Raw genomic sequence first — 26,885 nt, 5'->3', positions numbered from 1 at the left:
TTGCACCGGAGACACTCAAAGAGCAGCCACCATGGATTTTGCAGGCCCGGAGCTCAGGCCCAATCCAGCACCAACGCAAGCGCGAGTGGCAGGAAAACCACCGCGGCCACATTGCCGATCAGCACCATCGAGGCGACCTTGTCCGGCTCCTGGTTGTAGCGCTCGGCAAACATGAAGTTGAGCACCGCTGGCGGCAATGCACCGAACACCAGCACCAGCGCCGCCTCACGAGGCGGCAGTTCGATGAGCTGCAGCACCATCCACGACAGCGCGAGCCCGACCAGAGGCCGCGCCACGGCGCCGAACACGCCCACGCCGATCGCGCCGATGCGTGCGTTGGCAAGCCGCACTCCAAGGCCAAAGAGCATGAGCGGGATTGCGATCTCGCCCAGCATCCGGATCGCGGTCAGCAATGGCGGCCAGACCTCGAAATGCGTCAGGCTGACACCAAGGCCGAGTGCAGTGGCAAGCACGGACGGCACACGCCACACCGTCAGCACGCTCACGCGGTGGTCCAGCAACCAGGCCCCGAAGGAGAAGTGAAGCAGGTTCGACACCATGAACATCACCACCATCGGCGCCAGCGCCAGCTCCCCGAACGCGAGCACGGCCAGCGGCAGGCCAAGGTTGCCGCAGTTGTTGAACATCATCGGCGGCACCAGCGTCTTGGGCTGCATGCCGGTGACGCGCGCCAGCACCCAAGCCGCCACCCCCGAGCCCACCACCATCACGATCGAGGCGGCGATGAGCGGCAGGAAGGCGCTGATGTCGAAGGCCTTGTTGGCCAGCGCGGCGAACACCAGCGCGGGCACGAACACGTCCATGTTGAGCTTGTTGGCCTGCGACAGGTCGGGCTTGACACGGCGACCGACGAAGTAGCCAAGCGCCGTGATCGAGAACAGCGGAAAGAGGATTTCGACGATGCGGATCAGCATGCTGGGCGCGGACGCGGATCAGAGCACGTAGCGCGCCAGATCCTCGCGCTGTGCGAGCATGTCGAGGCGGCCGTCAACATACGGCGCATCGACGACGACCGCATCGAGCGTACCCTTGCCGGCCTCGAACGAGACCTCCTCGAGCAGCTTCTCCATCACGGTGTACAAACGTCGGGCGCCGATGTTCTCGGTCTTCTCGTTGACCTGGTAGGCGATCTCGGCGAGGCGGCGGATGCCGTCGGCGGTGAAGCTGAGCGTCACGCCATCGGTGGCCAGCAGCGCTTCGTACTGGCGGGTGAGGCAGGCGTCGGTGCTGGTGAGGATGCGCTCGAAGTCCTCCACCGACAGCGACTCGAGCTCGACGCGGATCGGGAAGCGGCCCTGCAGTTCGGGGATGAGGTCGCTGGGCTTGGACAGGTGGAACGCACCGCTGGCGATGAACAGGACATGATCGGTCTTGATCATGCCGTACTTGGTCGAGATCGTCGTACCTTCCACCAACGGCAGCAGGTCGCGCTGGACGCCCTGGCGGGACACGTCGGCGCCATGCGCATCAGTACGCGCCGCAATCTTGTCGACCTCGTCGAGGAAGACGATGCCGTTCTGCTCGACAGCGCGCACGGCCTCGAGCTTGACCTCCTCGTCATTGACCATGCGCGCAGCCTCCTCGTCGGCGAGCAGCTTCAGCGCCTCGCGGATCTTGAGCTTGCGCTGCTTCTTCTTGCCACCGCCCAGGTTCTGGAACATGCCCTGGATCTGCTGGGTAAGCTCCTCCATGCCGGGGGGGGCGAAGATCTCGGCCTGCATCGAGGGCGCGGCAAGCTCGATCTCGATCTCCTTGTCGTCGAGCTCGCCCTCGCGCAGCTTCTTGCGGAATTTCTGCCGGGTGGCGGAGTCCTGCGGCTCGGCCTCGGCCAGGCCCACCGGGCGTGCCGGCGGCAGCAGGGCATCGAGCACGCGATCCTCGGCGGCATCGAGGGCGCGGTCGCGCACCCGCTTCATCGCGCGCTCGCGGCCGTCCTTGATGGCGATCTCCATGAGGTCGCGGATGATGGTGTCGACATCGCGCCCGACATAGCCCACCTCGGTGAACTTGGTTGCCTCGATCTTGATGAAGGGCGCGTTGGCCAGGCGCGCCAGGCGGCGGGCGATCTCGGTCTTGCCGACCCCCGTGGGGCCGATCATGAGGATGTTCTTGGGCGTGATCTCGCTGCGCAGCGGCTCATCGACCTGCGCGCGCCGCCAGCGGTTGCGCAGCGCGATCGCGACCGCCTTCTTGGCCTTGTCCTGGCCGACGATATGCTTGTCGAGTTCGGAGACGATCTCCGGCGGGGTCATCTGGGTCATGCGTTCGCTCTCAATCCAGCACTTCGATGGTGTGGTGGTGATTGGTGTAGATGCACAGGTCGCCGGCAATCGACAGCGCCTTGGAGACGACCTCCTTCGGGTCGAGCTCGGTGTTCTCGATCAGGGCCCGCGCCGCCGACTGCGCATAGGCGCCGCCGCTGCCGATGGCGACGATGCCCTGCTCGGGCTCGAGCACGTCGCCGTTGCCGGTGATGACCAGCGAATGATCGCGATCGGCCACCGCCAGCATGGCCTCCAGACGGCGCAGCATGCGGTCCGTACGCCAGTCCTTGGCGAGCTCGACCGCGCTGCGCAGCAGGTTGCCCTGGTGCTTGTCGAGCTTGGCCTCGAAGCGTTCGAACAGGGTGAAGGCATCGGCCGTGCCACCTGCAAAACCGGCGAGGATCTGGCCGTTGTAAAGCGTACGCACCTTGCGCGCCGAGGCCTTGATGACGATGTTGCCCAGGGTGACCTGGCCGTCCCCGCCGAGGGCGACGCGATTGCCGCGCCGCACCGACAGGATGGTAGTGCCGCGATATTGTTCCATGACGATTCCTCGCCGGCGCAGGGCCGGCGTTTCAAGTAATCACTGACGCAGGGTGACGTGCGCAACCTGATCCACGCTCATGACGCGCAGCAGCGCGCCGACCATGGCGTTGACGTCGAACAGGCTGACGAGTGTACCCTGAGCCTGCAGGTTGGCGAGAATGTTGAACAGTGTCCCGGCGCAGACGAAGTCGATTCGACGCAGGCGCGCGCAATCGACCTTGAGCACCCGGCGCTCGGTCGCAAACGCTGCCAGCCGCTTGATCGCATCATTGGCCGCGCCGCTCAACTCCCCTTCGAGCACCAGCACATCCGGATCGGTGACCGACGCCGGCGCCGAGGCCGCCTGGGGCAATGCGGCACGCGGCTCTGCGCCGCGGCACTCCCAGGACGGCGGCGACTCCTCGAAGGTCACGGCGTAGTCGACGGCGATGTCCTCGAAGCGTGCCTGATCCCCGGCGTACTGCAGCAACTCGAGCATCATCAGCCAGGTATCGCGCTCCTCGGCCTTGCCCGGCGCCAGACGCCCCCCCAAGATGTCTGCCAGCGCAGCCACATTGAGCAGGGTGACCTTGACCCGATCTGCGGCCAGTTCGGCGAGCAGGCGCCGCCACACGCCACAGCCCGCGTCATCCACACCGCGGACGCGGCCGACGTCGATACGCACGGCGCCCGCCCTGCGCGCGATCGCCGCCACCTGCTCGAACTGCTTGCCGGCCTGGGCGCCAAGCTGGCCCGTGAGATTGACCAGAGGCGGCAGAGGCTGCCCGGGACGCACCAGCCGACCCGACAGGTCAAGCCAGGCAGGCGGCGAGCGCTCGAAGCGGGTCGCGTAGTCGAGCACACTCGACTCGAAGCGCTGTTTGTGCCCCCCCAGGCGATAGAGATCGAGCAGCATCAGCCAGATGCCCTCGCCGACATTGGCGCGCTCATCGCCCACGGTGGCCTCGAGCAGAGCCAGCGCTTCGGCATCGCTGCCATTGGCGTAGAGCACCGCCGCCTCCTCGTAGGCGGCACCAATTCCCGCCCCCACTTCCTGCACTTCGACCAGGCCTGCGGCGCGCCCGAGCGCGCGACCGTGATCTGTTGCCGAAAAATCCAGGCCGGACAGCTCCGTCGGCGGCGGCAACTCGACCGCAGCCGGCGCCCGCTCGACCTCTGGCACAGGAGTCACGGACGGCACTTTCTTGCCGAAGAAGGAGAGAGCCACGTGCGGATTTCCTGCATTTCCGGAGCGCCCGCTCCACGCCCGAAAGGGTGCAAACGACGCGTCACCGGCAAAAACAATATTTAGGTAAAAAAGCTTTTCAAACAACTATTAAGCAGCACCTGCGGCGACAATCGCCAACATTTGCAACAGGCGCGCACCGTACGCTCGGGCTCGGCTAGAATGCTGCAATGCAACCGAATATCACTTGCAGCCCCGGCAGCTCAAGCGCGCCAGCCCGGGCACAGGCAAGCCATGTCCTACCCATCAGAGTCTATTACGAAGACACCGACGCCGGGGGCGTCGTGTACTACGCAAACTATCTCAAATTCTGCGAGCGCGGCCGCACGGAGTGGCTGCGCGCGCTCGGCGTCGGGCAACAGGCCTTGCTCGAAGAGAGCGGCATTGCCTTCATGGTGCGCTCGCTGCAGGCCGACTACCGCGGCTCGGCCAGGCTCGACGACACGCTGCAGATCGTCAGCCGCATCGGCACACTGCGCCGTGCCAGCATCCAGTTCGAGCAACAAGCGCTGCGCGACGGTGAACTTCTGTTCTCGAGCAGTGTCATCGTCGCCTGCGTAGACGTAAACCGCCACAAACCCACCGCCATTCCGGCTCCCCTGTACGCTCTCCTCGAAAGCCAAGCATGACCGTCACCCAAGACCTTTCCATCATCAGCCTCATCGCCGAGGCCAGCATCCTGGTGCAGCTCGTCATGGCGCTGCTCGCCGGCCTGTCGGTCATGTCGTGGTACTGGATTTTCCGCAAGCGCTTCCAGATTCGCCAGGCACGCATCGCCACCGACAACTTCGAGCGCGACTTCTGGAGCGGCGGCGACCTCAACAAGCTCTACGACTCGGCAAGCCGCGGTCAGGCCGAAGGCATGGAGCGCATCTTCGAGGCCGGATACCGCGAGTTTACCAAGCTGCGCGCCAAGGGCCACGACCACGGCGCCACCCTCGACGGCGCTCGCCGTGCAATGCGCGCGACCTACCAGCGCGAGGTGGACGACCTCGAAGCTCACCTTGCCTTCCTCGCCTCGGTGGGCTCGGTTTCGCCCTACATCGGCCTGCTCGGTACGGTCTGGGGCATCATGAACTCCTTCCGCGGCCTGGCCAGCGTCGGCTCGGCCACGCTCGCGCAGGTGGCGCCCGGCATCGCTGAGGCCCTGGTCGCCACCGCGATCGGCCTGTTCGCCGCGATCCCGGCGGTCGTCGCCTACAACCGCTTCGCGCACGACATCGACCGCCTCGGCATCCGCTTCGAGAGCTTCATGGAAGAGTTCTCCAACATCCTGCAGCGCAACCTGCGCTGAACGGACCGGAGCAGCCTGCCATGCGCCAACGCCGCCTGATGAACCAGATCAACGTCGTGCCCTACATCGACGTGATGCTGGTCCTTCTGGTGATCTTCATGGTCACCGCCCCCATGGTCCAGACCGGAAACATCAACGTACCCTCGGCAGCCCCGGTGGCTGCACCGCTGAGCGAGGCCGTGGTGATCCAGGTGGACGACAAGGGCGCCTACTCGATCATCCGCACCGCCGGCGCCAAGCCTGAGGACGTACCCGCTGTACGTCTGCAAACGACACTGGCCGACCTGCTTGCCCAGAACCCGGAGCAGACCTTCCTCGTTGCCGCTCACCGCAGCCTGAACTACCAACAGGTGATCGACGTGCTCGAGACCGCACGCATCGCCGGCGTGCAGAAGATCAGCCTGCAGACCCAGTCGGGCACCAGCGGCCGATGAACGAACGCGTCGTCCGCACTCGCGAGCTCCCGGGCAAGTGGGCATCGCTGGCCCTGACGGTGGCCGTCCACCTCGGGCTGGCGCTGTTCCTGTTCTTCGGCGTGCGCTGGCAAAGCAGCCCGCCAGCCGCGCTTGAAGTACAACTCGCCGCCGCGCCTGCGCCGGCTCCCCAGCCCCGGCCTGCGCCGCCGAAGCCTGAGCCTCCAAAGCCTCAGCCGGCTCCCGAGCCGCCCAAGCCACAACCCGCTCCCGAGCCGCCCAAACCTCAGCCGGCTCCTGAGCCGCCCAAGCCGCAACCGGCCCCCAAGCCGGAGATCACCACCAAGGCGCCGGAGAAGAAGCCCGAGCCCCCCAAGCCGGAACCCAAACCAGAGCCCAAACCTCAACCCAAGCCCGAACCCAAACCGGAACCCAAACCGGAACCGCCAAAGCCGCAACCGAAGCCCGAGCCCCCGAAGCCAGCCCCCAAGCCCGAGCCGAAGCCTCAGCCAAAACCGGAACCCAAGCCGGAGCCCAAGCCGGTGCAGGATGACTACATGGCCCAGCGCCTGGCGCAGGAAACCCGGCGCGCAGAGCAGGCGCAGCTGGACAACCTGTTGCGCCAGGAAGGCGCACGCGCGGCGGCAGCAGGCGATGTGGATCGCTACCGCGCAGCCATCGCGGCCAAGGTGCGCGGCAACCTCCTGCGTCCGCCCGGCCTGATCGGAAACCCCGAGGCGGTATTCGAGGTCGACCAACTGCCCAGCGGCGAGGTGCTGAACGTGCGCCTGAAGCGCTCGTCCGGCGTACCCGCGCTCGACGACGCCATCGAGCGCGCAATCCGGCGCTCGAGCCCCTTGCCGCTACCCGACAACCGCAGTCTGTTCCAACGCTCGCTCGAACTGAAATTCCGCCCGCTGGCCGACGATTGAGCCCGCCTTGTCTATAATCCGCGGCTGGAGTCCGCCCGCCATGACGAAACTGCTTACCGCCTTCCGCCTCTTCCTCGCCGCCGCGCTGTCCAGCCTCGCGCTGGGCGCGCACGCCCAGCTCTCGATCGAGATCACCGGAGCCGGCGCCACGCGCTTTCCGGTGATCATCCCGATCTTCGAGAACGAAGGCCGGCTGCCGCAGAGCGTCACAGACGTCGTGCGCGCCAACCTCGAACGCAGCGGCCTGTTCAACCTGGTGGACATGGGGCCGCTGCCGATGCCCGAGTCGGTGATGCCGGATCTCGCCGCAGTGCGCGCGCGCGGCGCCGATGCCGTCCTCACCGGGAGCCTGATCCCGATGGCCGATGGCCGCTACGAGGTACGCTTCCGCCTCTTCGACGCCCAGAAGCAGCTCGAACTGGGGGCCATGGCGCTACCGATGAGCCCGGCCCAGAACCGCATTGTCGGCCATCGCATCGCCGACTTCGTGTTCGAGAAACTCACCGGCCTGCCGGGCTACTTCGCCACCCGCGTGGCCTACGTCATCAAGTCCGGCCCCAACTTCGAACTCCAGGTCGCCGACGCCGACGGCATGAACGCCGCAACCGCGCTGCGCTCGCGCGAGCCGATCATCTCGCCGGCATGGTCACCCGACGGCCAGAGCCTGGCCTACGTGTCGTTCGAGCAGAAGAAGCCGATCGTCTATGTGCACACGCTGGCCACCGGCCAGCGTCGGGTCATCGCCAACTTCAAGGGCTCGAACTCGGCGCCGACATGGTCTCCCGACGGTAACCAGCTTGCCGTGGTACTGACCAAGGATGGCCAGTCCCAGCTCTACGTCATCAATGCGGATGGCTCCGGCGTACGCCGCCTGGCGCAATCCTCGGGCATCGACACCGAGCCCTTCTGGGGCAGCGACGGCCATATCTACTTCACGTCCGACCGTGGCGGCAGCCCGCAGATCTACCGTATTCCAGCCGCCGGAGGCAGCGCACAGCGCGTCACCTTCGACGGCAACTACAACGTCTCGCCGCGACTCTCGTTCGACGGCAAGCTGCTCGCGTTCATCACCCGCAATGCCGGCCGTTTCCAGGTCGCCGTGCAGGACCTCGCCACGCGGCAGACCACGATCCTCACCGATTCGGCACGCGACGAATCGCCCAGCTTCGCACCCAGCGGCCGCATGATCCTCTACGCCACCGACAGCGGTGGCAGGGGCGTGCTGTCCGCGGTGTCGACGGACGGGCGCATCCGACAGCGGCTGACGGTGCAGGCTGCGGATGTCCGCGAGCCCGCCTGGGGCCCGCAGATCCGGTAAACACAACGCGGCGCAAACGCCGCAATCCTCTCTGCTGTCTTCAACACAAGTACTGGAGCTATACCCATGAAGAAACTCGTCCTCCCCGCCCTCATCGCCCTGACGCTTGCCGCGTGCTCGAGCACCGGCACCGACACCGCCGGCGCATCGGTTGAAGATCGTGGCGCCGGCGTGGCCACCGTCACTGCCCCCGGCATGAGCGGCAGCGGCATCGCCGCGCTGACCGATCCGAACAACATCCTGTCCAAGCGCAGCGTGTTCTTCGACTTCGACAGCTACGTGATCAAGCCCGAAGGTCGCCCGCTGATCGAAGCCCACGCCCGTTTCCTGGTGCAGAACCCCGAGATGCGCATGCTCGTCCAGGGCAACACCGACGAGCGCGGCAGCCGCGAGTACAACCTCGCCCTGGGCCAGAAGCGTGCCGACGTCGTCAAGCAGGCGCTGATGCTGCTGGGCGCGCGCGAAGCGCAGATCGAATCGGTCAGCCTGGGTGAAGAGAAGCCGCGCTGCGACGACCGCACCGAGACCTGCTACGCCGAGAACCGTCGCGGCGACATGCTCTACTCGGGCGAGTTCTAAGAGAGAGACGTCATGAAACGCCTTCTGCCGCTCGCAGCATCGCTTGCCCTCGTCGCCGCAGCACCGGCGCACGCCCAACTCTTCGGGGGTGACACCGAGGCACGCAACCAGATCATCCAGCTCAGGCAGGATGTTCAGGGCCAGCTCGAGACCGCCGGTCGCGGCCAGCTCGAACTGGCCATGCAGAACGAGCAACTGCGCGCCGAAGTGGCGCGCCTGCGTGGCCAGATCGAACTGCTGATGAACGAGGTCGAGACGCTCAAGCAGCGGCAGAGGGATTTCTACGTCGACCTGGACGCACGTCTGCGCCAGATCGAGACTGGCGGCGGCGCCCCCGGGGTGGCCGCCTCCGGCGATCCTGCCGCAGAGTCGGCCGACTACCAGGCCGCACTCGGCCTGCTCAAGGACGGCAAGCAGAAGGACGCCCTCGCCGCCTTCGAAACCTTCGTGACCCGCTACCCCGCGGGCGGCTTCACTGCAGGCGCCCATTTCTGGGCCGGCAACGCTGCGCTCCAGGCGCGCGATGTCGCCGCCGCGACCAAGCACTTCAATGCCGTGCTGCAGAAGTGGCCCAACGACGACGTCGCCCCCGACGCCATGCTCGGCCTGGCCAATAGCCAACAGGCACTGGGCGATGCAGCCGCCACCCGCCGCACCCTGCAGGGGCTCGTCGAACGGTACCCGCAAAGCAACGCCGCACAGGTCGCACGCCAGCGCCTGAACGCGCGCTGAGCGCAATGTCGCAGCAAGCCACGCGGACGGCCGCGACCGTCCGCCTTCGCATCACCGAAATCTTTGCCTCCGTTCAAGGCGAATCGAGCCGAGTGGGCCTGCCCACCGTGTTCGTCCGCCTCACCGGCTGTCCGCTGCGCTGCACCTGGTGCGACACCGCTTATGCCTTCACCGGTGGCCACACGCGCGCGCTCGATGACATCCTCGCCGAGGTGGCTAGCCATGGCCTGCGCCATGTCTGTGTGACCGGCGGCGAACCGCTCGCCCAGAAGGGTTGTCTGGCACTGCTGGAAGCGTTGTGTGACGCCGGCCACGAGGTCTCGCTCGAGACCAGTGGCGCGCTCGACATTGCCGGCGTCGATCGGCGCGTGTCGCGCATCATGGATCTCAAGGCGCCCGGATCCGGCGAGGTCGACAAGAACCGCTACGAGAACCTCGCCGAGCTCACCGCACACGATGAGCTCAAGATCGTGCTCGCCAACACAGGCGACTACGACTGGGCGCGCGAGCAGATCGCACGCCATCGACTCGACCAACGCTGCAACGTGCTGCTGTCCCCGGTGGCGGGTGAACTCGACCCGGCCGAGCTCGCCGAATGGATCGTCCGCGACCGCCTGCCCGTGCGCTTCCAGCTCCAGCTCCATAAGGTGCTGTGGAACGACGCCCGCGGGCGCTGAGCACTGCTCGCCCGCAGACCACCCCGTCTCGAACCGGATTGCCCATGACCTCCACCGCCCGCGCCGTCGTACTGCTTTCAGGTGGCCTCGACTCGGCCACCTGCCTTGCCATCGCCCGTGACATGGGCTTCGAGACTTACGCACTCTCGGTCGCCTACGGCCAGCGCCACGCGGCCGAGCTGACCGCATCGAAACGGGTCGCCGAAGCGCTTGGCGCACGCGAGCACCGCCTGGCACGGGTCAACCTGGGCCAGTTCGGGGGCTCGGCGCTCACCGACCCGGGCATTGCCGTGCCGGTCGATGAGGAGAACACAGGCATCCCGGTCACCTATGTCCCCGCCCGCAACACGGTGATGCTGTCCATCGCACTCGCCTGGGCGGAGGTACTCGGCGCCAATGACATCTTCGTCGGCGTCAACGCAGTGGACTACTCGGGCTACCCCGATTGCCGCCCCGAATTCATCCAGGCCTTCGAGACGATGGCCAACCTGGCGACCAAGGTCGGCGTCGAAGGCGCACGACTGCGCATCCACGCCCCGCTGATCGAACTCACCAAGGCCGACATCATCCGCCGCGGCATCGCACTGGGGGTTGATTACGGCCTTACCGTAACCTGCTATCAGGCCGACGATGGTGGTCGGGCCTGCGGCCGCTGCGAAGCCTGCCGCCTGCGTGCCGCAGGCTTCGAGGCTGCAGGTGTACCCGATCCCACGCCCTATCAGGCGCACGCGCACTGACGCCTCCCGCGGCGACAACCCGGCCACATCGCGCTTTGCAGTTAGAATTCGGCCTCCCCCTCGCCCCCTGGCCAAAATCATGGAAGAACCCCTGGTCTCCGCCTCGACCATCGTCTGGCTCGCCTTCGCCATCGGCGCGGTGTTCGGCTTCGTCGCCAACCGCACGAACTTCTGCACCATGGGCGCGGTAGCGGATGTCGTCAATATGGGCGACTGGGGCCGAATGCGGATGTGGGCACTTGCCATCGCCATCGCCATCCTCGGCACGACGGCCCTGCAGGCCCTTGGCCTGTTCGATGCCAGCAAGTCCTTCTATACCGGCAATCGCCTGATCTGGCTGTCGAATCTGGTCGGCGGCCTGGCGTTCGGCATCGGCATGACCCTGGCGTCGGGCTGCGGCAGCAAGACACTGATCCGCATCGGTGGCGGCAACCTCAAATCGATCGTGGTCTTCGTCTTCCTCGCCATCGGGGCCTACATGACAATGCGGGGCCTGTTCGGTGTCTGGCGGGTACGCCACATCGACACCGTGTCCACCGTGCTGCCCCACACTCAGGATATCCCCGCATTCCTGAGCGCGGCTTCCGGCATGGCGCCCGCTTCAGCCTTGCTCGTGGGCGCGCTGGTGGTGGGCGGCGGCCTGCTGATTTGGGCGCTGGCCGACCGGGAGGCCTGGCGCAGCGACGTCCTGGTCGGCGGCGTGGTCGTCGGCGCAACGGTGGTGGCCGGCTGGTATGTCTCCGCCCATCTCGGCTATGTCGCCGAACACCCGGAGACGCTGGAGGAGGCCTTCATAGCCACCAACAGCGGGCGCGCCGAATCGTTGACCTTCGTAGCCCCCCTCGCTTATACGCTCGAACTCCTGATGCTGTGGAGCGACACCAGCCGCGTGGTGACTTTCGGCATCGCCAGCGCACTCGGCGTAATCGTCGGCTCGGCGGCCCATGCAGTGGCGAGCCGCGGCTTTCGCATCGAAAGCTTCCGCGACAGCGGCGACCTGGTACGTCACATGACTGGTGGCTTGCTCATGGGTTTCGGAGGGGTCACGGCCATGGGCTGCACGATCGGCCAGGGCATCACCGGGCTGTCCACCCTCGCCCTGGGCTCGGTGCTCACCACGATCGCCATCATCGCCGGCTCGGCCGTCACTTTGAAGATCCAGTACTGGCTGCTGATGCGCGAAGCCTGAGTCACATGCCGCCCCGGGACAAACGCCACAACTGCGAGCCACTATTGACGCGACAGGCCAGCCGAACTAAAATCTTGCCTCGCTTTTCGGGTCGTTAGCTCAGCTGGTAGAGCAGCGGACTTTTAATCCGTTGGTCGCAGGTTCGAATCCCGCACGGCCTACCAAGAAAATCAAGCACTTACGCCACTTTCCCGGAAGTGGCGTTTTTGCTTCTCGGCTCCATGTAAGCCTTTTGTAAGCGCCAGCGAAAGGTCAGGCGCACGGCCGCACGTTGCACGCATGAAACGTTACGCGGCCGTTACCGCAAGCGGCAGGTAACGCGGATGCAACCAATTTGGTTGCTTCAGCTCAGGAAACGCGCCAGGGCGGCGCAGGGTCGGCGGATGGGGCGATGCCTTCCAGCGGGTGCGCTCGGGGCGCGTGGGCTCGTTTGGAAGGTCGCAGGCCGGGCCTATCGACTAGCGCGCGGCCGGCTCAGAATGAACCATGCCCTAAACCGGGATTTTTTCTCCGCGTGGGTTGGGGCGCGGTTTCCAGGGGTGTCGATTCTGAAACTTTCGCGGGGGCTACCCCCTCGGCCTCGCTCCCGGCGGCCGCCTCGGAAAGTTGCAATTTCGCGGGCGTGGAAATTCGCTTTGGGGCGCGGTCCCCAGGTCGGTGTCGTCTAGAGATTGAACCCGCCCCTCCCGCTGGTCAGGGTGCCGGTTCGCTGGATACCGCGCTAACCGGCGCACTAACCAGCGCCTCGGGTTGCTGGTAACCGGACTGGTAACCGCGCGACTACTCACGTTTTGTCACGTTCCGTCAGGTTTCGTAAGGTCAGCGCGAGCGGCGGCGCATGCCTCGTGCGCTTCGCTGGCAAGGCGGGCCACGTCCTCGGCGCTCACGCCAAATTCAGCGGCGGCCACGGTCGAGGCTCGCGCGAGCGGGTGCCCTTCGTCCAACAGGGCGCGGGCGGCTTCCACGGCGCGGAAAAGCTCTAGGGTCATTCGCGGTTCTCCATTCGGTTTCGTTGCGCGAGTAGCCACGCTGTCGCTTGGTTCGCGGCCTCGCTCTGGCCGTGTCGGTCGGGATGGCACAGGCGCACCAGCCGGCGCAGCATGTCGGGCGGGATGGCGGGCGGGGCGTCGGCAAGCTCTAGCGCCAGCACGCGAAGGCGCAGGCGGGCGGCCTCGGCGCGGGCCTCGGCAAGCTCGGCGGTCAGTTGCGCCAGTCGGTCGGGGGCGGACTTCTTCGCGGCCGGGCTCGCCTTCCAGCACGGCAGGCAAAGGCGCTTCCAGTCCTCGCCAGCGGTGCGGGTGAAGTCGTCCCCGCATTCGTCGCAGGTCGCGCGCTCCAGGGTGTCGGCTTGTGCGCTCATCGTTCAGGGCTCCAGAAGGGGGCGGCTTGGCTCCCTGCTGCGGTCTGTTGGGTTCCCGTTTTTCCCTTCCCGTTCTTCCCGCCCCCTATAAAGGGGGCGCGGGAATTTCGGGAAAACCCGGCGTTTCCTATTTTTTCCCGTTTCGGGAATTTCGGGAAAGTCACGGAAGCCACAACCAGCCCTCCTGGTGCTTCAGGTTTCCCCGGCTCACCAGCCCGGTAACGGCTTGTTGTGCGCGCTCCCGGCGGCGCTTCTGCTCACACGGCAGCGCAGTGGCGGCGGCGGTAACTGCGGCCTCCAGTTCGATGCAAGGCCGGCCAGGCGGGGCGGATGCCTGCCCATAGGTGCGCACGTCCTTCAGCGCGGCGGCGATTGCGTCATATGCCAGGCGTTGATTTCCTCCACCGGGCAGGGCGGCGCGGCGGATGCCTTCGGCGGGGCGCTCCGTCGGCTCGATTGCGCACGATGTAAGCGGCTCTCCGTCGCTGTCGGTGCCAAGCTCCACCACGTCGAGGCGGAAGGGGTGCGCATCTCCGTCGCTCCCGTCCTTGCTCTTGGCGGTGCGCCATTCGCGGCGGTCGTCGTTGCGGCTCACCTCGATTACGGCATCAAGCGCACCCAATAGGCTTGAATGGCCTCGCATGCCTCGCGTCTGGTCCTTCCCGCTGTGATGTACGGCTAGCACCAGCCCCCCAAGCTCCGATTGCAGGGCTTTCAGGCCGGCGATGACCTCGCCCATGTCGGCGGATGTGTTCTCATCCATGCCCGGCGCGCTCGCGGCCAGGGTGTCGATACACAGCACGCCACCAGCCAGCCCGGCGGCCTTCGCGGCGCGCACGATGTCGGCGCGGTCTGTCGGCTGGCGCACGTCGAGGGGCGCGGCAAGGAAGCGCATGCGCTCGGCTCCACCATGTCGGGCCTGGTGCGCTTGGACTCGTTGCGCAATGCCGGCTTCGCCCTCTAGGGCGACGTACAGCACAGGCGCGGCCTGCACCCGGTAGCCAAACCACCACCGGCCGGCAGCGATGGCGGCGAGCATGTCGAGGGCCAGAAACGATTTCCCGGAACCGGGCGGGCCGTAGATTGCGGCGATGCCCTCTTGCGGCAGCACGCCACGCACGCGCCAGCGCACAGGCGGAAGGGCGGCCAGTTCGTCGGCTGTCATCAGGCGGAACCGTTGCGGCGGCGCTTTCGGGTTGCGCAGCAGTTCGGCCAGGGCTTGCGGGCCTGCTTGCTGGTGCAGGTCGTTTGCATCGAAGTTCGGCGGACTCCCGGCGGGCATCTCTACCCAGGCGCAGCGCAGCTCCTTTGCCACTTTGGCGCAGTGCGCCTCCTTGCCGGCGTCGGCCACCAGCACCAGCCGGGCGGCCGGATAGCGGGCGGCGAAGTCTCGGGCCACCTTTTCCATGCGGCCGGAACCGAAGGCCACCACAGCGGCCATGCCGGCGGCGGCGTTGCAGCTCCATGCCTGCCCGATGCCCTCGCACACGGCGATGCTCTGCCCTTCGCCCGGCGGCGTGATGCGTCCCACCACGAAAGCACCGGCCACCGGGCGGCCGGGGGCGTTCAGCTTCTTCCCCTGGTTTGGGATGAACTGCACCGTTTGCAGCTTGCCGGCGAAGTCCCAGGCCGGAACCATCAGCGCACCGTCCAGGTCTTGCCCGGCGATGCGCTCCGGGCCTCGATACACACGCAGGCCGGCGCAGTTGCCTGCCTTCCTGGTGATGTACGGGTGCGCCTCTGTCGCATGCTCTCCGGCCTCCCAGGCGGCCTCCACGTCGAACGGCGGGCGCTTGCCTTGCTCGGGCTGCTGCGGCGCTTGTGCGGGCTTCTGCCCGGCTTGGTGCGGCCTCTGCATCTGCGGCGCGTGATGCGGGGCGCGGCGCTCGTCTTGCCAGCCGGCGGCGCGAGCCATCGCATACAGGGTGCCGGCCTTGATAGGGCCGTCCTCCTTGATGCCACGCCACACGCTGGCGCAGTCGGCGGCGCTCTTGAAGTTGCCGGCCGTTTCGCTCCAGGCGGTGAAGTCCTCCAGCGTCAGGCCGGCGGCCTTTGCTGCCATCGCAGCGCGCACCCATTCGGCGCGCTCGGCTCCAGCGTCGAGGCTCCACAGGGCGGAGCGGGCGCGCTCGTGGTCGTGTCCGTTGTTCATGGCGCGGACACCTCACAGCCAGCCGGCGGCGCGGCCGATGGCTTCGCCCACGGCGGCCAGCACCATGCCAAGCATCACCAGCGGCGCGGCGCGGGCCACTTCGTCGAAAAATGCCTTAAACATGGCGGCCTCCTTCGTTGCGCAGCGCCAGCGCGGCGGCGGTTGCCGGGTCTTGCCGGTCAAGGGTGTATTCCGCAATCAGCGGCTTGCAGTGCGGATGCGAGATAAGGCGCGAGCGGATGCCCCAGCCGTCATACTTCAGGCTTTTGACATAGGCGGCCAATCGCCAGCCGGGCCAGTAGTCGGCTTGATTCTGCGGGCCTGTAATCAGGGCTCGCAGGGCGTCGGCTTTGCGGGTGCCAGCGGTCGGCCAGATAGCCGGGATTGCAGCCGGCAAGGTGTCCGGGAAAAGGTCGGCCGGGGTATCATTGCGGCGCGGTTCCAAGGCGCTCGCTTGCACTTCGGTGTGGCGGGCGCTTCGCATTTAGGCCACCTCGCCAGCGGTCAGGCGCTCGATAGCCTCGGCAGGCCACGCCAGGAAGCGGGAAGGCAGTTTGTGCGGGCGGATGCCGGCATAGTGCCCGGCTCTGCAAACTGCGGCGCGCAGGGTTTGCGGCTTGATGTGAAGGGCGGCGGCGGCCTGCTCGGTCGAGAGGGTGCGGGCGGCGCTCGGGGTGATTTGGGTTTGCATCGCGGGGGCTCCGTCGTTGTGGACGGGTCCCACGGTATGCAACGGAATTCATCGGCTCGGGTTAGCGTCCTTGGCGTCCCCTTGGCGTCCTTAGCATCCCTTTCGCGTACCTTTCGCGCCCCTTCTGATGCGCCCCTTCAGGGCTCCCAAAGTCAGTTTTTCAGTCTTGCCATTGCTGCCCCGAGTCCATATCACGCCATCGGGGGCGGCCTCGGAAATGCAGCTATCCGGCTTGCCGGCGCGCTCCCTAAGCCGGGCCATAACCTTTGCTGGCGTCGCGCTCCTGCCTTCACCCTCCAGCGCGGCCGTTGCGTCGTCAATCTCGATTTGAATGTCATCGTGGCGGGTGCGCGCACTGTCTCCCGTTGCGGGCTTGGCCTGCACTGGCGGCGCGTCGGGTAACAGGTGCCGCAGCTCCTCGGGAATCTTGCGGCCGCGCTTCGCCAGTAAGGCCACGGCATCCCCAACCCGCACGGCCATTGCCTCGGAATGCAGGCGGCCGGCGGACTCCAGAACGGCGAGGATGTGCGGCCCTTCCTCGGTTGGCTTGATGCGGGGCTTGCTCTGGTAGCGGTGAAAGACTCGCACCATGTCCGGTACCCACTCCCCGGAAGAATCCAGGCCAGCAAAGGGTATCGCGTCGCTCAGAACGGCTTCCTCAAGAATCTTCAGCAGTGCGGCGGGATTCTGTCGGCACTTGTGCCCGATAAGGCGCGCGGCGTCGGGCAGCGGCAGGAATTCGGGAAGGCTTCCCCATTGCTCCAGGGTGTCGAGGTAGTCGCCTGCCCTTGGCGCGGGCGGTGTCAGTACCGTAATCGGCTTGTGCATCGGTTGCGCTCCTTCTTGCGCTCCTTCGTTTGGGTGCCGCGCCAGGGGGGCGAAGGTATCCCCCTTTTCGGATGGCCGTCCTAGGCGCGGCATTGCTCGGTCAGGCCACCACGCGCAGCGCGGGGGCGGCCTCTTGCTCGGTCGGCTGTTCGATGCCGGCTTGTTCCAGAATCCACGCCTCTATGCGCTCGTGCCACTGGCGCAACAGGTCGATAGGCCGGACTCGGTAATGCTTCTCTGCGGTCGCGCTCGGCTTGTGGCCTTGGATTTGCGCCACGATGCCGGCGGGCACCTCGCACCACTCGGACAGGCTCCCGAAACTGCGGCGCAGGCCGTGAATCGTGATGCTCGGCAGGCCGGCGTCCCTCAAGGCGCGGTTGTGCGCAATGCGCGGCTCTTGCAGGTAGCCAGAAGCGGCGGTCTTGCTGGCGAATACCCAGGGCGAAGGCTCCCATGCGTCGAGGTCGTTGCGGATGCGCTTACCGTGAAGGATGCGGAATTCGGGCGGGGGCGTATCGTTGCGGCGCTTCAGGTCTAGCAGCAGTTGGTGGACATAGGGCGTCATCGGAATGGTGCGCTCGGAACTAACCTTGTCCTTGATGATGATTTTGCGCCACCGAAAATCCACGTCATCCCATCGCATTTCGGCCACTTCCTCGCGGCGGGCTCCGGTCAGCAGCGCCACTTGCAGATAGGCGGCCTGCACCGGGTTGGCAATGGCGCGCACTTGCTCGAACCAAGGGCGCAGCATTTCGCGCTCTAGCGCGTCTCGCTTGGCTTGGCGCTTGGGCAGTTCCTCGCGCACCGCCTTTGATGCGCAGGCGTCGGCATGAATCTGCTTCTGGTACTCGGGGCGGTCGGCGCACCAGTTGAGAAAGCCACGCAGCAGGCGGAAGGCTAGCGCGGCTTGCGTCGGGCGCTTGGCGGCTTCCTCCTTCAGCCAGGATTGCACGCGGGCGGCGTCGATTTTCGCCAGCGGCAGCACCAGCAGCGGGCGCAGCAGGCCGGGTTGCGTCTTGCCGTCCTCGGTCGTCTTGCGGCCTCGGGTGATGGTCTCGCCCCCCTCTTTGCTCAGGGTGACGTGGTTCCGGTAACTGGTTTCGCCCCACTTCGGCCGGCGGGCCTCAAGGTAGGTTGCCCAGGCTTCCAGGGCGGGCGCTTCGATGCGGCGGGCCTCCTCGCGCTTGGCTTCAGCGGCGGCAAGGCGCTCGCGCTTCTGTTCGCGCGGGTCGGTGCCCTGGTCAATCAGGGTTTGCAGGCGGCGTGCTTCGGCGCGAGCGTCGTCGAGGTTCCAGGTGCGCACGTCGCCAATCGTCGCGCGCAGGGCCTTCCCGTTCAGCTTCGATTGGAAGATGAAGGCGCGGGCCTCGCTTCCTGGTGTCGCGCGCAAGGCAAGGCCGGGCGCTTCGGTGTCCCACAGGAAGGCTTGGGCCTTGTCGGTCGGGCAGGTGAATTCCCGGATGCGGCCGGCGGTCAGTTTGGTGCGTGCCATGTTCTCGGGCTCCGTGGCGGCGGGTTACATGGGATTCCATGTAAGCCTTTTGTAACCCGATTCTAGCAACACAGCTCAACGTCAAGCAACGCAGTAAATCACCTTTTCCTTTGTTTTCAAGGCGCTTATCGTTTTCTCTGCATACCGCTCAACATCGAAAAATGCCGTGTCTTGCGGACTTTTAATCCGTTGGTCGCTGGTTCGAATCCAGCACGGCCTACCAAGAAAACGGGGAAATGCCTCAGCCACGGCTGGGGCATTTCCTTTTCTACAGGATGCGTTTCCATGCAGATCTGGGTCGATGCCGACGCCTGTCCTGTCGTCATCAAGGACATCCTGTTCCGTGCCGCCGAACGCACCCGGCTACCGCTGATCCTGGTGGCCAACCAGTTCCTGCGCACGCCCCCATCGCCGCTGATCCGCATGGTGCAGGTGCCGGGCGGCTTCGACGAGGCGGACAAGTACATCGCTGCGCATGTCGAACCCGGCGACCTCGTGATCACGGCCGACATTCCGCTTGCCGCTGCCGTGGTGGAACGAAACGCCGAGGCGCTCTCGCCACGCGGCGAGCGCTACAGCCGCGAGAACATCCGCGAGCTGCTGGACCTGCGCAATTTCATGGATACGCTGCGCAGCACAGGCATCGACACCGGCGGGCCTGCAGCATTCAGCAGCGCCGACAGCAAAGCATTCGCAAACCGCCTCGATCGCCTGCTGCAAGTACGACGTTGACGGAGCAGACGTCTGAACGATGGACGCCCCCCATCGAATCGCGTATAGTCTCCGATTGACGTTTCGCCGAATTTGCGCTCACGGTTTTTTAGTTCGCGGTCCTGATTCGGCACTCATGGGTCAGGAGCAGCACGCTTGCGTCCGGACAGGGGCTTTCCCCCGTCACCGCCGACACGCCTCCGCCCCCACGCCACGTACTCGCCCAGATCACTTCGCCCTGCGCGCAGGATCGTCACTGCGAGTTCCACCCACCGGTCCGCCGAACATCGCGCCGATTTCTCCAGGCCCTTGCGCACGCTGCGCGCTACGCCCTGGTCCCCGATTCGCTCCCGGCGGAGGCGAAACAGCCCGACCCTGCTCACCGTGCAGCGCCGGAACAACGACAAGGAGCCCGAACATGGCCAAAGAAGAACTCATCGAAATGCACGGATCCGTTACCGAGGTGCTGCCCGACGGCCGCTACCGCGTAACCCTCGACAACGGCCACAACCTCATTGCCTACTCCGGCGGCAAGATGCGCAAGCACCACATCCGCATCATCGCCGGCGATAACGTCTCGCTCGAGATGTCGCCCTACGACCTGTCCAAGGGCCGCATCACCTTCCGCCACCTGCCTGGCCGGCCGGCCGGCGCAGCGGCTGCGCCGCCTCCCCGTCGCCGCTGAAGCGCGACAGCGCATCGCACGACACGCCCGCTCCGTGCCATAAGGCCGCAGCGGGCGTTGTTGCATCTGCAGATGCGCTCGACCGTGCGGAACATGCCAGCTCGATGCGTTGTCTCCTTTCACCAGGCTGCGTAGCGCGGAGCCTCCTGCCCCGCCGCCCACCTGACAGCCCCCCCCGGACTCAGGAGACGAGAGCATGACGACGCCCGACACCCGACACGACAACCCGCAGTTCGACAGCCTGCTTCCAGCCGCCCGCCTCGACCGCCGCGGCTTCGTCACCACGCTTGCCGCGGCAGGCTTTGCGCTCGCGGTTCAGCCGGTGCACGCAAGCACGCTGATCACCACCGATGACAGCAAGCTCACGACCGGCGACGAAACCATCGACGTCAACGGTGACCGCCTTCCAATCTACTTCGCCCGCCCGGCGGAGGCCACTGGCAGGCTCCCGATCGTGCTCGTGGTGCAGGAGATCTTCGGCGTCCACGAACACATCCGCGACGTCTGCCGCCGGCTTGCACATCAGGGCTACCTCGCCATCGCTCCCGAACTCTTTTTCCGCCAGGGCGATCCGAGCAAGCTCGAGAGCGTGGCCGAGATTCTCCAGGAAATCGTCGCAAAGGTCCCAGACGCCCAGGTCATGGCCGACCTCGACGCCTGCGCTGACTGGGCTGTTGCAGCTCAGGGCGGAGACCCTGAAAAGCTCGCGATCACCGGTTTCTGCTGGGGCGGCCGCATCACCTGGCTATACGCGGCGCATACCGCCCGCGTTCGCGCGGGCATTGCCTGGTACGGCCGCCTGGTCGGCACCCCGTCGTCAAATACGCCCCTGCAACCGATCGACGTCGCCGACAGATTGAACGCACCGGTGCTGGGCCTCTACGGCGGACAGGACCAGGGCATTCCCCTCGAGGGCGTGCAGATGATGCAGGAAGCGCTGCGCAAGGCCGGCAGCCCGAGCACGATCCACATCTACCCGGACGCACCCCACGCCTTCCATGCCGACTACCGGCCGAGCTATCGCCGGGAAGAGGCGGAGGACGGCTGGAAACGGCTGCTCGAGTGGCTTTCCTCCCACCTCGGCTGAGCATCACACCCCACGGGCGGCAGCGGCCGCCCCATCGCAGCGCCGATTACGGTCCCGGACGGGTGATCGGCATGCGCGGCGGCATTCACCAGCCCCATGCCGGCAACCCAGCCGAAGGCAAGCCCGCATAGCGTCGCAAGCAGCGCACTCAGCCATCGCCACCAGCTTCCCCGCATCTCTCCTCCGCGCCCATGGTTTTCGCCCGCAAGGGGCTCAGACGCGATGTTGGACGCAAACGCGGCGGCAGCGTTCCGGCTATTTCTCCACGTCCTCGCCCGTCGCGCCGGCCCCACCCTTGCTCGAGCGCGCCTCCAGTTCCCTGAGCAATCGAGCTGCAATCAGGCCATTGACCAAGCCGAACACGACCGCTGCGAGCGCAAAGACGGGCAACAGATAGAACACACCATCATGGGGCACAAGCCACAGACGGGCCACGACGAGCTGGGCGCCAATATGGGCGAAAGCGGCAAGGATGCTCTGGCTCACCGGCCCGAACCACCGTTTGGGCAAGCGCACTGCAATGCCCAGCACCAGCAGGCTGGCGACTGCACCCGACAGGCTGAGGAAAAAGCCGGGTGCAAGGAACTGCCCGAGCAGCAGGCTACCGGCGAGCACGCGCAGCAAGGACACCCACACCGCCTCGCGCCAACCCCAGCGTGCCAGCACCACCAGGGTGACGATATTGGCCAGCCCTGGCTTCACACCCGGCAGGGGCAGCGGAATGGCGGCCTCGGCCACGGTGAGCACGATCGCGGCAGCAGCATGGCGCGCGATCCGTCGATCTTCCGGCGTCGGCGTCAGTTCAATAGTTGAGGGAGTCATAGTTTGCCGAGCGCCCCGTAAGGCTCAGGCTGACCTCGTTGGGCGCACAGATCGCAACAGCGCCGGCCTGGGTCAGCCAGCCCTGACGCACGCAGTACTGACGCGGCCCCGGGTCGGAAGCCACGCGGGCACGGCCGGGCTGGATCTCGATCACCGTCACTCCGAGCGGGCCGGGCACTTCAATCAAGCGCTCGCGCCCGAGGTCGACCTCGGCCACGACCCTTCCACCGGCGCGTACCACGGCGCCATCCGGCGCACCGCCCTGCCACAGGCTGCGCACTGCGAGCCCGCACACCATCAGGCCGGCAAGCACGACCAGCACATCGCCCGGACGCAGCAGCGCCCACCAGTCGCCAAGCTTGCGCTTCACACGCTGGCGCCGCGTACGGCCCCGGCCGCCCCGCCTCCCCGGGCATCGCCTGCGCCAGACGCCGCGTCATGGACACTGCCCGCCGCGCGATCCGCGGCGCGGCGCGCCGCCGAACGATGGCGCACGAGCACGTCCACCTGGTCACGAAACTGTACGGCCAGCCACTCGGCAAGATACACCGAGCGGTGCTGGCCGCCGGTACAGCCGATCGCCACGGTGAGATAACTGCGGTTGTCACGCATGTATGCCGGCAACCAGTCGGCGATGAACCGACGGATATCACCCGCCATGCGCTCGACCTCGGGCAGTTTCTCGAGGAAATCCACCACCGGCTGGTCACGCCCGGTGAGTGGGCGCAGCCTGGGATCGTAGTAGGGATTGGGCAGGCAGCGCACGTCGAACACCAGGTCGGCATCGAGCGGAATGCCGTACTTGAAGCCGAAGGACTCGAACATCAGCGTCATGCCCTCGCCCGCCGACATCTGGATGAAATCCTTCACCCAGGCACGCAGGGTATTGGGATGCAGCTCGCTGGTATCGATACGGTGACCAAGCGCGGCGATGGGCTCGAGGGCATCGCGCTCGCGCTGGATGGCCTCCTCGAGACTGACGTCGTCGATTGCCAGCGGGTGTCTGCGCCGCGTTTCGGAAAAGCGCGCGATCAAGGCATCGTCACGTGCCTCCAGGAAGATCACCCGCAGGTCGCGCACCGTGGCGCGCAGTGCCTCCACCTGCTGCGGCAGCGCCGCGATGCTGGCGCCGGAGCGCATGTCCACCGCGACCGCCACCCGCCGCCACCCTGCTCCGCGCAGGTGTGCCACCAACTGCGGCAGCAATGCTGCGGGCAGGTTGTCGACGACGTAATAGCCCGCATCCTCGAGTACGTTGAGCGCGATGCTCTTGCCCGAGCCGGACAAGCCGCTGATGAGTACGATCTGCATGGTCCTGCACATGTGAAAAGGCCCGCCGACACTATAGCGCAGTGAGGGCGGGCCTGAACCTGAGGCTGGGTGTCAGCCCTCGTGCTTGCGCCGCTCCGCACGCCGCACCCAGAAATCGGCATTCTCGATACCGAGCGGGCGCGGATCGAATTCGGGCACGAGCCGGCCCTTGGCCTGCTGCGACTCATAGTCCTTGAGCGCAAGCAGGGCCGGCTTCTGCAGCACCAGGATCGCAACGATGTTGAGCCAGGCCATGATGCCCACGCCGATGTCGCCAAGCCCCCAGGCCAGGTCGCTGGTGCGCACGCAGCCGTACAGGGCGGAGCCGATGAGCGCGACCCTGAGCACGAAGATCAGTGCATCCGAGCGCAGGTTGCGGGTGAGGTAGGCGAGATTGGTCTCGGCAATGTAGTAGTAGGCAAGCACCGTCGTGAAGGCGAAGAAGAACAGCGCCACGGCGACGAACACCGCGCCAAAGCCGGGCAGTACGGCTTCCATCGCGGCCTGGGTGTAGCCGGTACCGGCGGCGATGTTGGCAAGCCCGGTGAACACCGGTTGGCCGTCCGCGCCCATCACGTTGTAGGTGCCAGTCACGAGGATCATGAAGGCGGTTGCCGAGCATACGAACAAGGTATCCACATAGACCGAGAAGGCCTGCACCAGGCCTTGCGCCGCCGGGTGGGGCACCTCGGCCGCGGCTGCGGCATGCGGGCCGGAGCCCTGGCCGGCCTCGTTCGAATACACGCCGCGCTTGACGCCCCACTGGATCGCCAGGCCGATCATGGCGCCGAACCCAGCCTCCAGACCGAAGGCCGAGGACACGATCAGGCGCACGACCTCGGGCACCTTCTCGACATTGAGTGCGACCACCACCGCTGCAGCGAGGATGTAGCCCAGCGCCATGAAGGGCACCACCACCTGGGTCACTTGCGCGATACGACGCACGCCACCGAAGATGATCAGGCCGAGCAGAATGACGATGATGGTGCCGGTCACTGCAGGCGCAACGCCGAAGGCGTTCTGCATGCCCGCTGCGATGCTGTTGGTCTGCACCCCAGGAAGCAGGACGCCGCAGGCAAAGAGCGTGGCGACGGCAAACACGATCGCATACACCCGCCAGCCCAGCCCCTTCTCGATGTAGTAGGCCGGTCCGCCGCGGTAGAGCCCATGCTGCTCGGTCTTGTAGATCTGGCCGAGTGCAGACTCGATATAGGCCGTCGCCGCGCCCAGGAAGGCGACCATCCACATCCAGAAGATCGCTCCCGGACCGCCAAAACCGATCGCCGTCGCCACGCCGGCGATGTTACCGGTGCCAACACGGCCCGACAGCGCGATCGTCAAGGCCTGGAACGACGACACCCCGGCTGCAGAGCTCTTGCCGCGGAACATCGCCTGCACCATCTCACCGATATGGCGAACCTGCATGAAGCGCGTGCGGATCGAGAAGTAAAGCCCGACCAGAAGGCACAGATACACTAGGGCCGGGCTCCACACCCAGCCATTGATCCAATCGACGGATTCTTGCATGACCACGCTTGCCAAAAATTGAAGGCTCGATTGTATCCGCTTGTTGCAGGTCAATGAAAAGGCTTCTTATCGACGGCGCTTACGACGATGCGATCACCTCGGCCGCGCCTGTGGCGTCGGACCATCCGTGCCAGGGGTGCGGAAAGCGAGCCAGGCGCTGCCCGCCAGCATGATCAACAGCCCTCCCCACAGCAGCGACAGGAAGGGGAAGGTCTTCACCACGACGATGACCTCCCCGCCGCTGCCGCCCGCAGCCAGCGACTCGACCACCGCACCCGGGGCAATCCAGAACTGGGTCGTGCGCCACAAGCCCTGGTCGACCAGGGGCTGCAACAGGTAACCCGGCGTTGCCGTATGGCGCGCATAGCGGTAGTCGAGCAATTCACAGACCTGGCGCAGGGGGCCATCGTAGCGCTCGGGCGGCGCACGACTGTCCCGATACAGCGTCTGCCCATCCACCAGCGCACCTCCCGGCTCGCGCAGCTCAATGCGGGTAAGCGCATGCACACCGCCAGTCGTTCCGACCCCGCCATCGCGCAGCGGTGCCATGTCAAGGCCAGTCAGGCGCAAGGCAAGGCCATGGCGATCCCGAACCCACTCCGTCGGCTCGCCAGCGAAGACGATCTCATGCTGCGTGTAGCTGTTGAGCGCGGTTGCCAGCAGCCCGCCCCAAAGTGCAAGAACCAGCCCGGCATGGATCGCGACCACGGGCAATGCTGCCGACACCCCCCTTGCCCCCTGCCGGCGCAGACTCGCCAGCAGCCAGGCGCCACACCCGAGCGCGAAGTAGGCGCCACTGGCCAATCCGGCATCCAGGAAGGGCAGGACGGCGACGATCTGCTGCGACAGGACACCCGTGCCCTGGTAGCCCCCCGTCAGCAGACCGCCAGACACTGCATTTCCTGCCACCACCGCGACCGCAAGCGGCAAGGACACCGCAGCCACCCGCGCAGATGCCCGGCGGCAGAAGTACCAGCCGCCGATCAGCCCCACGGCCACGAGCGGGAGCGACAGCATGCGCCCAACGGCGTGACCGTCGACATCCCACTGCTCGAAGGCCGCGCGCAGGGCCGCGAGCTCGGCACCGGTAGTCAGGTTGGCAAGCATCGCGAGGAAGGGCTTGTGATGTTCCGCTCGTGGCAGATCAAGCGCGGTAGCGCCGAAAGCGAGCAAGAGTTGCGCAGCGGCAATCGCGGCCGCGCCCAGAAAGCAGATCTGCACAAGCCACATCCCCAGCCGCTGCGTGCCACGGTCGGTAGCCGGCAGGCGGTCGGCGCGGCCCCGCCTGCCCGCAATCCCCGCGCCGACCGCCGCCAGCAGCAGGATCGAAGCGAGAACGACATGGCTGACCCACGAGTCTGCACCCACGTAACGGTGCGAACTCGCAAGCAGCGGGTTGCGCGTCACGGCCATCGCAAGCGGTATCGTGACTGCGGCAAGCACCGCCGCCCACGGCATGACCTGCCAGCGCCGCCGTCCGACTGCCCAGCCCCCGAATCCGTGGAGGTGAGCGCCCAGCAGGCACCAGGTGCAGAACACCGCAGTCTGCACCGGATCCCAGTGCCAGACCTGGCCATACATCGCATCCTCGAACGCCCACAGCATGCCGAAGCCAATGCCGGCGGTAAGCACCACCCACGCCCGCCGCGCCCGCGTTCTGGCCAGCATCGGCCATGGCGCCGGGCGACCGCACAGCGCCTCGAGCGCCGGCTCCGCAAGTGCGAGCGTCCAGGCGTAGGCTGCCAGCACGAGGGGCGCATGGAACAGCATCCACGGCTTCATCAGATGCGCATTCATGCCCTGCGATGCCGATTGCACCAACCATTCCGGGGGTGTCTCCGCAAAGGGCGCGAGCCACAGCGCGGTCAACACAAGCCACGCCGAGATCGCCGCGGTCGGCGACAGGTTGGGCCCGACGCGCGCACGCAGCGCACCGCCTGCCGCGAGACTGATGCACAGGGCTGCGAGCAGCAGCGTCGTGCCCTCATCACCGCCCCACAGGTTGGCGAGCTTGAGGTGGAGCGGCAGTTCCGCGCTGCTGTACAGCCAGACATAGCGCACCTCGAAACGGTCGCTGGCAAAATGCCAGCCGAGGGCCAACACACACGCCCACGCCAGCGCCGCCGACAGGGTCAACGCAAGAGCCCGCCCACGCGGCCTCAGCGCGGCATGTACGGCGAGCGCCACCACTACTGCGAGAACCGGCTGGCCGAGTTCGGGCCAGATCGCGACCGCGAGCGCGGCCAGTGCCATGACCGCCCCGCTCGGCGTGCGGCGGGAGATGGCGTCCAT

29 protein-coding genes and 1 tRNA gene are annotated in these 26,885 nt (G+C 66.5%); 14 read left to right on the top strand and 16 right to left on the bottom strand.

Features of this window, described 5'->3' with window-relative positions; genetic code table 11:
• Positions 1-53: 53 nt before the first annotated feature.
• The 4 genes from B447_RS12330 to B447_RS12315 are packed head-to-tail and all read right to left on the bottom strand — an operon-like array spanning position 54 to position 4,038.
• Positions 54-935, bottom strand: a complete 882-nt coding sequence (locus B447_RS12330) for an AEC family transporter (protein ID WP_002925696.1) — start codon at positions 933-935, stop codon at positions 54-56.
• Between the two features lie 18 nt (positions 936-953).
• On the bottom strand, positions 954-2,282 hold the full coding sequence (gene hslU / locus B447_RS12325; RefSeq protein ID WP_002940411.1) for an ATP-dependent protease ATPase subunit HslU: 1,329 nt from the start codon (positions 2,280-2,282) through the stop codon (positions 954-956).
• 10 nt (positions 2,283-2,292) lie between these two features.
• Positions 2,293-2,829 carry an ATP-dependent protease subunit HslV gene (gene hslV, locus B447_RS12320; RefSeq protein ID WP_002925693.1) on the bottom strand — a complete coding sequence of 179 codons (537 nt, stop codon included), beginning with the start codon at positions 2,827-2,829 and terminating at the stop codon, positions 2,293-2,295.
• A 39-nt stretch (positions 2,830-2,868) separates the two neighbouring features.
• Positions 2,869-4,038 carry an STAS domain-containing protein gene (locus B447_RS12315; RefSeq protein ID WP_002940408.1) on the bottom strand — a complete coding sequence of 390 codons (1,170 nt, stop codon included), beginning with the start codon at positions 4,036-4,038 and terminating at the stop codon, positions 2,869-2,871.
• Positions 4,039-4,226: 188 nt separating this feature from the next.
• On the opposite strand from B447_RS12315, the gene ybgC reads away from it, so the two are divergent.
• The 11 genes from ybgC to B447_RS12260 all read left to right on the top strand — a co-directional run bounded on the left by ybgC (position 4,227) and on the right by B447_RS12260 (position 12,091).
• Complete coding sequence (gene ybgC / locus B447_RS12310) at positions 4,227-4,685, top strand: tol-pal system-associated acyl-CoA thioesterase (RefSeq protein WP_232431618.1); 459 nt, start codon at positions 4,227-4,229, stop codon at positions 4,683-4,685.
• Positions 4,682-5,350, top strand: a complete 669-nt coding sequence (tolQ, locus tag B447_RS12305; RefSeq protein ID WP_002925687.1) for a protein TolQ — start codon at positions 4,682-4,684, stop codon at positions 5,348-5,350. Before ybgC ends, tolQ begins: the two co-directional genes overlap by 4 nt.
• A gap of 20 nt (positions 5,351-5,370) precedes the next feature.
• Complete coding sequence (locus B447_RS12300; protein WP_002940407.1) at positions 5,371-5,784, top strand: ExbD/TolR family protein; 414 nt, start codon at positions 5,371-5,373, stop codon at positions 5,782-5,784.
• Positions 5,781-6,695: an energy transducer TonB gene (locus tag B447_RS12295; RefSeq protein WP_037982762.1), complete on the top strand. Its 915-nt coding sequence runs from the start codon at positions 5,781-5,783 to the stop codon at positions 6,693-6,695. The genes B447_RS12300 and B447_RS12295 overlap by 4 nt, the downstream gene beginning before the upstream one ends.
• Before the next feature lie 40 nt (positions 6,696-6,735).
• On the top strand, positions 6,736-8,013 hold the full coding sequence (gene tolB, locus B447_RS12290) for a Tol-Pal system beta propeller repeat protein TolB (protein WP_002925684.1): 1,278 nt from the start codon (positions 6,736-6,738) through the stop codon (positions 8,011-8,013).
• A 66-nt stretch (positions 8,014-8,079) separates the two neighbouring features.
• A complete protein-coding gene (gene pal, locus B447_RS12285; RefSeq protein WP_002925683.1) occupies positions 8,080-8,592 on the top strand; it encodes a peptidoglycan-associated lipoprotein Pal in 513 nt (170 codons plus the stop codon).
• A gap of 12 nt (positions 8,593-8,604) precedes the next feature.
• Positions 8,605-9,324: a tol-pal system protein YbgF gene (gene ybgF, locus B447_RS12280; protein ID WP_002925682.1), complete on the top strand. Its 720-nt coding sequence runs from the start codon at positions 8,605-8,607 to the stop codon at positions 9,322-9,324.
• Between the two features lie 5 nt (positions 9,325-9,329).
• Positions 9,330-10,001 (top strand): 7-carboxy-7-deazaguanine synthase QueE, encoded by a 672-nt coding sequence (gene queE, locus B447_RS12275; protein ID WP_002940405.1) that lies wholly within the window; start codon positions 9,330-9,332, stop codon positions 9,999-10,001.
• Positions 10,002-10,045: 44 nt separating this feature from the next.
• The gene (gene queC, locus B447_RS12270) at positions 10,046-10,738 is read left to right on the top strand and encodes a 7-cyano-7-deazaguanine synthase QueC (RefSeq protein ID WP_002925677.1); all 693 of its coding nucleotides are present in this window, start codon (positions 10,046-10,048) and stop codon (positions 10,736-10,738) included.
• A 79-nt stretch (positions 10,739-10,817) separates the two neighbouring features.
• Positions 10,818-11,927 carry a YeeE/YedE family protein gene (locus tag B447_RS12265; RefSeq protein WP_002940402.1) on the top strand — a complete coding sequence of 370 codons (1,110 nt, stop codon included), beginning with the start codon at positions 10,818-10,820 and terminating at the stop codon, positions 11,925-11,927.
• A gap of 88 nt (positions 11,928-12,015) precedes the next feature.
• Positions 12,016-12,091, top strand: a tRNA-Lys gene (locus B447_RS12260).
• A gap of 630 nt (positions 12,092-12,721) precedes the next feature.
• Here the strand turns inward: B447_RS12260 and B447_RS12255 are convergent.
• From B447_RS12255 to B447_RS12225, 7 genes are all read right to left on the bottom strand, one after another.
• Positions 12,722-12,916: a hypothetical protein gene (locus tag B447_RS12255; protein ID WP_002940396.1), complete on the bottom strand. Its 195-nt coding sequence runs from the start codon at positions 12,914-12,916 to the stop codon at positions 12,722-12,724.
• Positions 12,913-13,287, bottom strand: coding sequence for a hypothetical protein (locus B447_RS12250; protein WP_002940394.1), 375 nt, complete (start codon positions 13,285-13,287; stop codon positions 12,913-12,915). Before B447_RS12250 ends, B447_RS12255 begins: the two co-directional genes overlap by 4 nt.
• Before the next feature lie 160 nt (positions 13,288-13,447).
• On the bottom strand, positions 13,448-15,439 hold the full coding sequence (locus B447_RS12245) for an AAA family ATPase (protein ID WP_002940391.1): 1,992 nt from the start codon (positions 15,437-15,439) through the stop codon (positions 13,448-13,450).
• 115 nt (positions 15,440-15,554) lie between these two features.
• A complete protein-coding gene (locus tag B447_RS21845; protein WP_002940388.1) occupies positions 15,555-15,923 on the bottom strand; it encodes a hypothetical protein in 369 nt (122 codons plus the stop codon).
• Complete coding sequence (locus tag B447_RS12235; RefSeq protein ID WP_002940386.1) at positions 15,924-16,130, bottom strand: hypothetical protein; 207 nt, start codon at positions 16,128-16,130, stop codon at positions 15,924-15,926.
• A 90-nt stretch (positions 16,131-16,220) separates the two neighbouring features.
• Positions 16,221-16,958, bottom strand: a complete 738-nt coding sequence (locus tag B447_RS12230) for a hypothetical protein (protein WP_002940383.1) — start codon at positions 16,956-16,958, stop codon at positions 16,221-16,223.
• Between the two features lie 100 nt (positions 16,959-17,058).
• A complete protein-coding gene (locus tag B447_RS12225) occupies positions 17,059-18,450 on the bottom strand; it encodes a tyrosine-type recombinase/integrase (protein ID WP_002940381.1) in 1,392 nt (463 codons plus the stop codon).
• Positions 18,451-18,735: 285 nt separating this feature from the next.
• Between B447_RS12225 and B447_RS12220 the strand changes: the two genes are divergently transcribed.
• The 3 genes from B447_RS12220 to B447_RS12210 all read left to right on the top strand — a co-directional run bounded on the left by B447_RS12220 (position 18,736) and on the right by B447_RS12210 (position 20,933).
• The gene (locus B447_RS12220; protein ID WP_002925673.1) at positions 18,736-19,182 is read left to right on the top strand and encodes a YaiI/YqxD family protein; all 447 of its coding nucleotides are present in this window, start codon (positions 18,736-18,738) and stop codon (positions 19,180-19,182) included.
• 397 nt (positions 19,183-19,579) lie between these two features.
• Positions 19,580-19,846, top strand: a complete 267-nt coding sequence (gene infA, locus B447_RS12215) for a translation initiation factor IF-1 (RefSeq protein ID WP_002925671.1) — start codon at positions 19,580-19,582, stop codon at positions 19,844-19,846.
• Positions 19,847-20,042: 196 nt separating this feature from the next.
• Positions 20,043-20,933: a dienelactone hydrolase family protein gene (locus B447_RS12210; RefSeq protein WP_002940379.1), complete on the top strand. Its 891-nt coding sequence runs from the start codon at positions 20,043-20,045 to the stop codon at positions 20,931-20,933.
• A gap of 255 nt (positions 20,934-21,188) precedes the next feature.
• Here the strand turns inward: B447_RS12210 and B447_RS12205 are convergent, their stop codons facing one another.
• The 5 genes from B447_RS12205 to ccsA form a co-directional block, all read right to left on the bottom strand.
• Complete coding sequence (locus B447_RS12205; protein ID WP_232431617.1) at positions 21,189-21,755, bottom strand: Gx transporter family protein; 567 nt, start codon at positions 21,753-21,755, stop codon at positions 21,189-21,191.
• Complete coding sequence (locus tag B447_RS12200) at positions 21,736-22,125, bottom strand: NusG domain II-containing protein (RefSeq protein WP_002925657.1); 390 nt, start codon at positions 22,123-22,125, stop codon at positions 21,736-21,738. The genes B447_RS12205 and B447_RS12200 overlap by 20 nt, the downstream gene beginning before the upstream one ends.
• Positions 22,122-23,066, bottom strand: a complete 945-nt coding sequence (gene rapZ / locus B447_RS12195) for an RNase adapter RapZ (protein WP_002940374.1) — start codon at positions 23,064-23,066, stop codon at positions 22,122-22,124. Before rapZ ends, B447_RS12200 begins: the two co-directional genes overlap by 4 nt.
• Positions 23,067-23,138: 72 nt before the next feature.
• Positions 23,139-24,593 carry an alanine/glycine:cation symporter family protein gene (locus B447_RS12190; protein WP_002925655.1) on the bottom strand — a complete coding sequence of 485 codons (1,455 nt, stop codon included), beginning with the start codon at positions 24,591-24,593 and terminating at the stop codon, positions 23,139-23,141.
• A gap of 93 nt (positions 24,594-24,686) precedes the next feature.
• A complete protein-coding gene (gene ccsA, locus B447_RS12185) occupies positions 24,687-26,885 on the bottom strand; it encodes a cytochrome c biogenesis protein CcsA (protein WP_002940372.1) in 2,199 nt (732 codons plus the stop codon).

The organism is Thauera sp. 27, from assembly GCF_000310125.2.
Taxonomy (GTDB): Bacteria; Pseudomonadota; Gammaproteobacteria; order Burkholderiales; family Rhodocyclaceae; genus Thauera; species Thauera mechernichensis.
Note: the sequence above shows the minus strand (reverse complement) of the source record. Positions and strands in the feature narration are given on the sequence as shown.